The organism is Fluviicola sp. (genome assembly GCF_039596395.1).
In the GTDB taxonomy this organism is placed as follows: domain Bacteria; phylum Bacteroidota; class Bacteroidia; order Flavobacteriales_D; family Crocinitomicaceae; genus Fluviicola.
Window position 1 is genome coordinate 1133101 of record NZ_JBCNJT010000002.1, and the last position, 9917, is coordinate 1143017.

Below are 9917 nucleotides of genomic sequence, written 5' to 3' on the forward strand. Positions count from 1 at the left end.
ATCAATTGTTAAAAATCAACGTATTTACTCGTTCAAAATGTTAAATTCTTTAGAAATAAGGCACTGATTCCCTATATTCGAGGCACATTAATTTATTAACTTACTATGAAAAAATCATTACTGGTTCTCTCGCTTCTGGCGGGAGGTACTTGGAGTTTTGCGCAACAGGGCGCTAAAATGGGGTTAAGTCATGTTTCAAATCCTCAACTCAGACAAGTGCCAACTTCTTCCTCACCATCACAGGTTAAAACATTAATTTGTCAGGATACATTGCGGTATCCGCAGGCAAAAGAGCAGATTTTGGGAACAGACAATTTTTACACATTCAATGCGTACGCATCGGATAACGAGTCGATTTCCCAAACCTATCTGAATTCCGGAAGTTTGACAATTACCGGGATTGAATTCTATGGTGCGAAAGCCACAACAGGTGCTGCATCAGTTATCGTAAATGCGGCGATTTACAACGTGAATGCTTCCAATGTACCGACAACCTTAGTTGGAAGTGGCAATGTTACCATTACTGCTACGGCATACGGTTATCGCTATGTAACTTTCGCTTCTCCGGTTACGGTTACAGGAAATTATGCCATTGTTCTTACACCGACCAATGCAAACAGTATTTTGAATTTCTATGTGACGGATCTTGCTCCGGGACAAACTTACGATGAAGACTTTTTACGCTACAAATCCTCTTATTACCCGAATTCTGCCGGTGCTTATGTGAGTGTTCCGGTGTTGACAAATGATGCAACGAATTTCCCCGGAAATGGTACAACACTTCCTCCCGGCCCATACAATTTTGAATTATTGGCTGGTCCGATCGTGAATTACTCCATCAATACGCAATTCACTACTTCTGCAACTACAGTTTGCCAGGGAACACCGGTTACTTACACAAACGGAACAACCCCAACGTCAATCCTGGGTAACAGAATGTCGAACTTTAACGTGTTTATGTCTTATTTCGGATTAGCAACGTCGGATTCTACTTACGTCTACGATATGGATAACATGTCGCCGTATATCTGGAACGGTACAACGACCTATACACATCCGGCTGCAGGAACTTACGACGTGATGCTGGTAACAATCGGTGGATTCTTTAACAGCTGCGTGGACAACACCACACACACCATTACTGTGAACCCTGCACCTGCAGTTCCTACAGTTACGCCTGGCGGGCCAACTGCATTTTGTCCGGGGGGCAGTGTAGTCCTCACTTCATCTGCTGCTACAGGAAATACCTGGTCAAACGGTGCAACAACCCAATCCATTACAGTAAGCACAGCAGGAACTTATACCGTTACGGCAACAGCAACCGGATGTACTTCCGCGGCTTCAGCAGGACAAACAATTACCATTAATCCGTTGGATAATGCTACTTATACTTATCCGACCAACTCTATTTGTGATGCTTCTCCAAACCAGATCCCAACTACTTCCGTAGCGGGTACATTCTCTGCTACACCGGCGGGACTGGTATTTGCAAATACTTCAACAGGGGAGATCAACGTGGCAGGAAGTACTGCCGGATCTTATTCGGTGACTTATACTACTTCCGGATCTTGTCCGAATACAAGTACTCAAACGGTTGTGATTTCAGGAGCTCCGGATGCTACATTTACATACCCGCAAACCAGCTACTGTACGAACGGAACGAATCCTGGCCCGGTATACGGTGCGGGAGCAAGTGCAGGATCATTCAGTTCTACTGCAGGATTGGTGATCAATGCTTCTACAGGAGTGATCAATTTAGCTTCCAGTAACGCGGGAACTTATACCGTAACAAATTCGATTGCTGCCAACGGTTCTTGTCCGGCAGATGCTCAGACATTCAGTGTAACGATCGCTGCTACACCAACTGCTGCTGTTTCAGGTGGCGGAACACAATGTGGTACAGGTTCTTTCCCGGTAAACGTTGCTTTGACCGGAGCGGGCCCATGGGATATTACATATTCTGACGGTACAACACCAACAACTGTTACGGGAGTTACTGCTTCTCCGTATGTAATTACTGCAACTGCAAACGGAACTTATACGGTTTCAAACGTGACCATGGGCGGATGTTCTGCTGCAGGTACAGGAACTGCTTCTGTGGTATTCAATACAAACCCTACAGTAACATTTACTCCGGTTGGAAACTTGTGTGACAATGCAAGCCCTGTAACATTGAGTGCTTCTCCTGCAGGAGGAATGTTCTCCGGTTCAACAGGAGTTTCAGGTTCTACTTTTAATCCGGCCGGATTAACAGCAGGTTCAATCACTTTGACTTATAACTATACGGATGCAAACGGATGTATGGGATCTGCAACTTCTACATTTACTTTGAATGCAGCTCCGACAGCTTCACTTGCAGCATTTACGAATGTATGTATTCAGGATCCGTCATTTGGCCTGACTGGAGGTCTTCCAGCCGGAGGAACTTATAGCGGTGCAGGTGTAACAGGAGGAAATTTCGACCCTGCAACAGCTGGAGTAGGTTTGCAAACCATTACTTATACGGTAACTTCCAACGGATGTTCAGACGCGATCTCTCAGACAATTACGGTAGAAGATTGTGCAGGAATCGAAGAATTGGCTGATTTCGGATTGGAAGTTTATCCGAACCCTGCAAATTCGGTAGTGATGATTAAAACCGGAAAAGACGTAACGTTCTCTATGATCTCCGAAGATGGGAAAATGGTTTACCCGGCATCTTCTTTGTCTATGAATACGGAAACACAATTGGAAGTTTCTCATTTGGCAAAGGGAATCTATTTCCTTCACTTTAGCAATGCTCAGGGAAGCGTTGTAGAAAAAGTGATCGTTAAATAAAACCGGTCCATTGATTTTTAAAATGCCGTCTTCTCCGGGAGGCGGCATTTTTTGTTGAAAGAGTGAAGGGATTTAAAGCATTTTCGCTAATTTCGGAATTCATGCCGAAAAAATACGCAGCCATAGATATCGGATCGAATGCAGCTCGATTGCTCATTGGTGAAATCGCCAAGGAAAACGGGCATCCGTATGTCAAGAAGATCTCTTATACGCGACTTCCCCTGCGTTTGGGAGGCGAAGTGTTTGATTCCGGAGAGATCAGTGTGAAAAAAGCCGAAGAGTTCATTAAGACCATGAAAGCTTTCAGCCTCATTGCGGATATTTTTGATGTTTCTGCGATCCGTGCCTGCGCAACGAGTGCAATGCGTGATGCCGGAAACGGAACGGAAGTCATACGCCAGATTAAACGGAATACAGGCATCGAAATCGAAATCATCTCCGGAGATGAAGAAGCCCGCCTGATCTTCGGAACGTTTGCGCTGTTGGATATTGCGCGCTCCGAATCCTATTTGGTGATCGATGTCGGCGGAGGATCAACAGAAATCAACGTATTTGAGCACGGAAAACGTGTGGCAGCCAAAAGCTTTGATATCGGTACGGTGCGTATGCTCAAAAACAAAGTCGATAAGAAGGACTGGCGCGAACTCAAAGACTGGATCAAAGAGCATGTGGAGGACAATCCGCATCTGGTCTACGCAACAGGCGGGAATATCAACAAGATCCACAAGATTTTAGGTTTTAAGGAAAAAGCTCCGGTTACTCTGAGAGCCATGAATAAATTGTATGCAGAACTGGAGCCGTTAAGTGTGGGTCAACGTATGGATCTCTTCCAGCTAAAGCCCGATAGAGCGGATGTAATTGTTCCGGCACTGGAAATCTTCCGTTTTTGTATGAATGCGCTTAAATGCAAGGAAATGTACGTTCCCAAGATCGGTTTGTCGGACGGAATCGTTTACGATCTGCATAAGAAGAAAGTGTAAAATCAGTATGGAGTGTGAGTTTTGAGTGTGGAATTCTCTACGCTGGGCAAATCTTCCTGTGGTTTTCCGACATTCCTCACATTTTTTAAAAAATGAAATAATCACACAACGACCTTAGATTTGAACACAGGTAAGAAACTGTTAAAGATCAACTTTGTATTATAAAAATCAAAGTATGAAAGTTATAGTAACAGGTTCTTTGGGTCATATCAGCAAACCGCTCGTGAAATTGCTGGTAAGTCAAAACCACGCCGTAACGGTGATTTCCAGCAATGCAGAAAGAACTCCTGAAATTGAAGCGCTCGGAGCTACGGCGAAAATCGGGAAAGTAGAAGATGCAGCGTTTCTGGTAAGTGCTTTTAAAGGACACGATGCGGCTTATTGCATGCTGCCTCCCTTTCGGTTTTTCGATGCTGCTGCACCGGATTACAAAAAAGAAGCAGTACAAATCGCTAAAAATTATGTACATGCAATTCAGGAAAATGGTATTCAAAAGGTGGTGCATTTGAGCAGCGTGGGTGCAGAAAAGAAAGCGCACACCGGGCTGCTGGTTTTTCATTACCTGGTTGAGCAGGTTTTCAAAGAACTTCCTTCGGAGATTGCTTTGACGCATATACGCCCGGGTTCTTTTGATTACAATTTGTACGCATTCACTGACATGATCAAAGGTCGGGGATTTTTAGCCGGTTTCGTGGGTAAATTGATTACGCTGCGTCATTACGGACTAAAAGGCTTGTTGAAGGGATATAGCGGGATTATTCTTTCCAATTACGGAGCAGCAGATAAAGTGCCCTGGGTTTCTCCGCATGATATTGCCGAAGCAGTTTCCGAAGAATTGTGTTCCTCCTTCAACGGACGCAAAATCAGGTATGTTGCCAGCGAAGAGCTTACCTGCCAGGAAGTCGCATCTATTTTGGGAGCGGCAGTCGGTAAACCTTATTTAAAATGGGTACTGATCAGTGATAAACAAATGACTTCAGCCATGAAGCAATTTGGTGCTCCTCAGAACATTGCGCTCGAATTTACAGAAATGAACAAGGTGATGCACGACGGCAGTGTTTTCGAAGATTATTATAAAAACAGACCGGCTCAGTTGGGAAAGGTAAAAATGAGGGATTTTGCTCAGGAATTTGCAGTACATTTCAGGAAAGATTCCTGATAAAGAATCACCGAATAACTGAAAATGAGTCCATATCACATAAAAACGATCGAAGAATATCACCGCATTCTGGGAATCGGAGCTCCGGAGCATCCGCTGATCAGTGTGATCAATCTGGAAGAGGTTCCTGCGTATTCGGGAGATGAGGCCGTTTCTGTGGTGTTTGATTTCTATATGATCTCATTAAAAGAAACGGTTAGCGGAAACGTGAAGTATAAGTATGGCCAGCAGCAGTACGATTTTGATAACGGCATGTTGTTTTTCCTAGCTCCCCGGCAGGTGTTTTCCTTCCAGGCTGAAGAGGGTTTTAAAAGCAAGGGGTGGATGATTTTGATTCACCCGGATTTTATGTGGGGAACTTCGCTTGCAAAGACAATCGGTCAGTACGGGTTTTTTGATTATGCGGTAAATGAAGCCTTATTTATTTCTGAAAAGGAAGAACAGGTACTTGTGCAGTTCATAACGAATATTGAGCGGGAATATCGTGCGAATGTGGATCAGTTCAGCGAACACATTATTGTTTCTCAACTGGAATCTTTATTAAGTTATTCAGAGCGCTTTTACCAAAGACAGTTCTTTACGCGTAAGATCAGCAATCATGGATTACTTGATCGCCTCGAAAAATTACTGGATGCCAAATTCAAGGATATTCATCTGGCCGAAGCCGGCATACCTACGGTAAACGATTTGGCAGCTGAACTGAATATCTCTCCGAATTACCTGAGTAATGTACTGAAAGTGACTACGGGTTTGAGCACCCAGCAGCACATTCACGGGAAAGTAGTTGAAAAAGCCAAAGAAAAGCTGTCTACTACTGGGCTTACAGTTTCTGAAATAGCTTACGGGCTCGGTTTCGAGTATACGCAATCTTTCAGTAAGCTTTTTAAGAGCAAAACGGGATTAAGCCCGCTGGAATTCAGGCAGTCTTTTCATTAACCGATCCGTATTCCAAGAACCGTAATATCGTCTACCTGTTCTAAATCCTCGCTGTACGCAGATTTCCATGCCTCAATGGTTGAATCCAGGATCTTCCCTTGTTCATTCATCGGTTTGTGGGCATTTTCTGCCAGGAGGTTCTTGAAGTTACGGCTCATGAATTTTTTCCCTCTTTCACCTCCGAACTGATCGGAATAACCGTCCGTGAATAAGTAGAAGACATCGCCTTTATTCGCCACCATTTCGTGATTGGTGAATTCCTTCATATCCGGGTAGATCGCAATCGGGCGCTTATCCGGTTTCAGTTCTTCCAGCTTGTTGCTTTTCGCAGAAACGATGTACAACGGGTTGTTGGCACCGGACCAGTGACACTTGTATGTTTTGTTGTTGATCAATAAGAGGGAAATGTCCATTCCGTCCATTTGTTCGCCCTGGATTCCTTTTTGCTGCAAGGAATCAATTACTTTGTCGCGTAATTCATTCAAAATGATGTCTGCGCGCGTTATTTCCTGCTGTTTGACGATCTCATTCAGCAAGCTGATGCACAACATGCTCACAAAAGCTCCGGGAACACCATGACCGGTACAATCTGCTACTGCAACCAGTGTCCAGTCGCCTCTGCGGTCCACGAAGAAGAAATCCCCGCTCACGATGTCTTTCGGTTTGTACATCACGAAGAAATCACCCGGAATGGTGCCGCGAATCGTTTGTTCGTCCGGTAATACCGCATTTTGAATGCGCAATGCATAGCGGATACTATCGGTTAGTTCGAACAGGATCTTTTCGATCTGGTCTTTTTGGCTGCTCACAATAGCGTGCTGTTCGGAAAGTTCACGGATTGATTTTTTACGCTGCACAGCATTTCGGTACAAAATATAGGCAATCCCAAGAATCAGTACCAGTACAACCAGTGCCATGATGAGAATCACGCGCTGCATGCCCAGTTTTTGCAGCTGTTCGTTGATCTGGCCTTTTTGCGCCTCGATGTTGCGTTTCTGTTCGAATAAAATATCTTCCTGGTCTGAAATGGCTTTTGCCTGGTCTTCCAGTTTTTGCGCCTGTTCTTCCAGGATGGTGCCTTGCTCATCGAGCATTTTCATTTTCTCTTTGAGCGTGAGTTTCTGGTAGTTGATCTTCGCTTTTTGATCCTTAATGGTTTCTTCCTTAGCCGCAACTTTTTCGCGCTCTTTTTCCAGCTTTTCAGTCGATTCGTTCAGCAATTCTTCCCACTGAACGGTTCCTTCCATGTATTGCTCGAATTGATTGGTGAGTTTCAACCCGGCTTTTTCCATGTTGGCCTGGTTCACGGTGAAATCGTCTTTTTTCAGGCGGCCGTTGAAGTTGACCATCACATAATCATCGTCCTTGCACGAATTGGTGATCAAAAGTGTTGGATTTCCTGAAATTGCTTTGGCAATTTTTTCGATTTTCTTGTTGAACTTTTTATCGACACAAAGCACCTGTGTGGCGCTGATCGCATCCGGACTTTTGAAGTGGACCACGTTGACTCTCTTTCCTCTCAGAGAAATTCCCTCGTATTTTTTGCGAAGAATGCTGTAAAACGAAGTATCGCTGTCGAGCACTCCGATTTGAAAAGTCTGGAAAGAAGCCTGATTTTCCCAGCTTGTATTCAGCATGATCGGATAGAGGCTGGTGGCAACGGATTCGTCGGATCGTGAAAATTGTGCAGAAGCATCCGAAGCAAAACTTACGAGTAAAAATGCAAGCAGGTACTTCAATCGCTTAGCGAATGAGCCGTTATAAGGTATACTGTTCATGTCCACGATCAAAAAAATTTGTTCGAAACGGTTTATGTAAGAGTGTAATTGGCACAAAGGTATGAAAAACAAAAGTTATGGCGGAAAAGTTCTGTAATAAGAAAGGGTTAAATAATCCGGGGTTTTTCTCTTCTTTTTCGCTTCGATTTAGCAGAAACAGGTGCTAAGCCCGCTTGAAACAGATTCCTTTAAGTTCCGCAATGTGTCTTTAGTAACGATCAGTGAGCGATTGAAAGTTAAAATTCACATTATAATGGAATAGTGCAGAGAATCGCTTACTAAAAGTGTTGAATTTCACAGGAATAATTTCGGATACCGTGTCTGTTTAAAGTCCGGATGATTATTTTTACCCGCTTATCGCATAATTCATTCAATCATGAAACAGAAACTTCTTGTATGCTTAATGCTTTTATCTGGTCAGACATTTGCTCAGCTCAGTGCTCAAAAAACGCGCTTGCTGGATTCGCTGTTCAATCAGCTGAATGAAAATCAGATGTCCATGGGAAGTATCAGCATTTTCAAAGACGGAAAAGAAGTATACGCGAAGTGTTACGGTATCTCCAACAAGAAAAACGGAACAGACATTCCTGCTTCAAAGGAAAAAACACACTACCGGATCGGGTCAATCAGCAAAGTTTTTACAGCGTTTTTGATTATGAAATCCGTAGAATCGGGTAAACTTTCCCTGAAACAACCTATTGTGGAATTTTTCCCGGATTTGAATGGAGCTTCAACAGTTACCATCGAACAATTATTAGTACATAAAAACAAGCTCCCGATATTTCACCGGGTTGATGACCTGGAAGAATTGAGAAAATCAAAAACGGAAAGCGAACTGATTGCGACGGTAAATAAAGGAAAACCAAATCCGGATAGCTTGAAAACGGTTTACAATAATTTGAACTACATTCTTTTGGGACTTATTGTTGAAAAAGTGAATGGGGCCGGTTATAATGAGGTATTGAAAAACAGCCTGAATTCACTGGAACAAAAGGAAGTATACGGAACATTCCATTTATTGGATTATCAAAAGAATGAAGCAAATTCATTTCATATTTCGAATGAGAATTGGGTAGAAGATTACGAGATCCGGGAATGCCCGATTGCGGATGGTTCGGGGTTTCTGCTTTCCAATCCTCAAACATTGAACACATTTATGTACGCGTTGTTCAATGGAAAGCTGCTGTCTGAAGAAAGCCTTAAACAGATGCTTCCGGCAGGTTCCATGTTTGGTTACGGATTGATGAAGGCTAATTTTGATGAGCATAAAGGATTCGGTCATACCGGAAGAATTGAAGGATTTACTTCTGCAGCAACCTATTTTACGGAAGATAAGATCAATGTAGCATTGCTGCAGAACGGAACGGTTTATCCGATGAATGATATTTTAATCCTTGTAGGAGACATTCTGTTTGATAAGCAGGTAGAGATTCCGAATTTCAAAAAAGTGACGTTGAGTACCGCAGAAACGGCAGCTTTGCTGGGAACTTATGAGAATGCGGAAGAGGGTTATAAAGTCATTGCAGATCTTTCAAAAGGACAATTGCGGATCCGTGTTGCCAAAGGAAACGGCTTTATGAATAAAATGATCCTCGAAACATATGCTTTAAGCCCAAGCCGGATTTTCAATCCTTCTCAGGGAATTATCTTTGATTTCATCAAACGGAATAACGGAACATATTCCGAATGTGAAATGCGGGTAAACGGTTCCAAATTACCGTTGAAGAAAATTTCCGAATAAGGTTTTTCTTAAGGATTCAGCGAAATGGTTTTGGTTTCCTTCTGGAAGGTAATGACCATGTTCTCGCGCGTGATGGATTTGATCACGATGCCGTCAAATATTTCCTCGTTGGGATAGATTTTATACATCGTACCGTCGATGGAGATCAATGCCCGCGGTTTTTTGGAAGTGGTTTTCTGTACAAGGCCATAATACTTAATGGCAGGCCAGTAGACCGGAGGCTTTTCCTTCTTCTTAGGCGGTTCCGGAGGAGCCAGATTTTCATTGCCGGCGGTTGCAGCAGGTTTCACAGCAATGCGGCCGGTTTTCAGAAAAGGATCTGCATAATTCGCTTTTAAATGGAAATTTTTCTTCGGCTGAATATTTTCCAGTTTCATTTCATCGACCTGTGCCACAGGTACATTTCCTTCCTCTGTAATATTGGAACTGATGCGCACAAACAGTTTGAAGTAGATAAAACCTACCACCACCAATAAAACATATGTGAAGCGTTTGTTTTTCAAAGG

At 43.3% G+C, this 9917-nt stretch carries 7 protein-coding genes; 5 read left to right on the forward strand and 2 right to left on the reverse strand.

All coding sequences use genetic code 11. The annotated features are described in order from the left end of the window. Window positions 1-105 precede the first annotated feature (105 nt). The 4 genes from ABDW02_RS13800 to ABDW02_RS13815 all read left to right on the forward strand — a co-directional run bounded on the left by ABDW02_RS13800 (window position 106) and on the right by ABDW02_RS13815 (window position 5892). Window positions 106-2817: a T9SS type A sorting domain-containing protein gene (locus ABDW02_RS13800; RefSeq protein ID WP_343635382.1), complete on the forward strand. Its 2712-nt coding sequence runs from the start codon at window positions 106-108 to the stop codon at window positions 2815-2817. 101 nt (window positions 2818-2918) lie between these two features. Then, complete coding sequence (locus tag ABDW02_RS13805) at window positions 2919-3797, forward strand: exopolyphosphatase (RefSeq protein ID WP_343635384.1); 879 nt, start codon at window positions 2919-2921, stop codon at window positions 3795-3797. A 175-nt stretch (window positions 3798-3972) separates the two neighbouring features. Beyond that, window positions 3973-4956 carry an NAD(P)H-binding protein gene (locus ABDW02_RS13810; RefSeq protein ID WP_343635386.1) on the forward strand — a complete coding sequence of 328 codons (984 nt, stop codon included), beginning with the start codon at window positions 3973-3975 and terminating at the stop codon, window positions 4954-4956. Between the two features lie 24 nt (window positions 4957-4980). Further along, on the forward strand, window positions 4981-5892 hold the full coding sequence (locus tag ABDW02_RS13815) for an AraC family transcriptional regulator (RefSeq protein ID WP_343635388.1): 912 nt from the start codon (window positions 4981-4983) through the stop codon (window positions 5890-5892). Here ABDW02_RS13815 and ABDW02_RS13820 read toward each other — a convergent pair. Beyond that, a complete protein-coding gene (locus tag ABDW02_RS13820) occupies window positions 5889-7670 on the reverse strand; it encodes a YfiR/HmsC family protein (RefSeq protein ID WP_343635390.1) in 1782 nt (593 codons plus the stop codon). The genes ABDW02_RS13815 and ABDW02_RS13820 overlap by 4 nt on opposite strands. A gap of 376 nt (window positions 7671-8046) precedes the next feature. On the opposite strand from ABDW02_RS13820, the gene ABDW02_RS13825 reads away from it, so the two are divergent. Then, window positions 8047-9411, forward strand: coding sequence for a serine hydrolase domain-containing protein (locus ABDW02_RS13825; protein WP_343635392.1), 1365 nt, complete (start codon window positions 8047-8049; stop codon window positions 9409-9411). Between the two features lie 8 nt (window positions 9412-9419). Here ABDW02_RS13825 and ABDW02_RS13830 read toward each other — a convergent pair whose 3' ends face one another. Next, complete coding sequence (locus ABDW02_RS13830; RefSeq protein ID WP_343635394.1) at window positions 9420-9914, reverse strand: hypothetical protein; 495 nt, start codon at window positions 9912-9914, stop codon at window positions 9420-9422. Window positions 9915-9917: the final 3 nt, after the last annotated feature.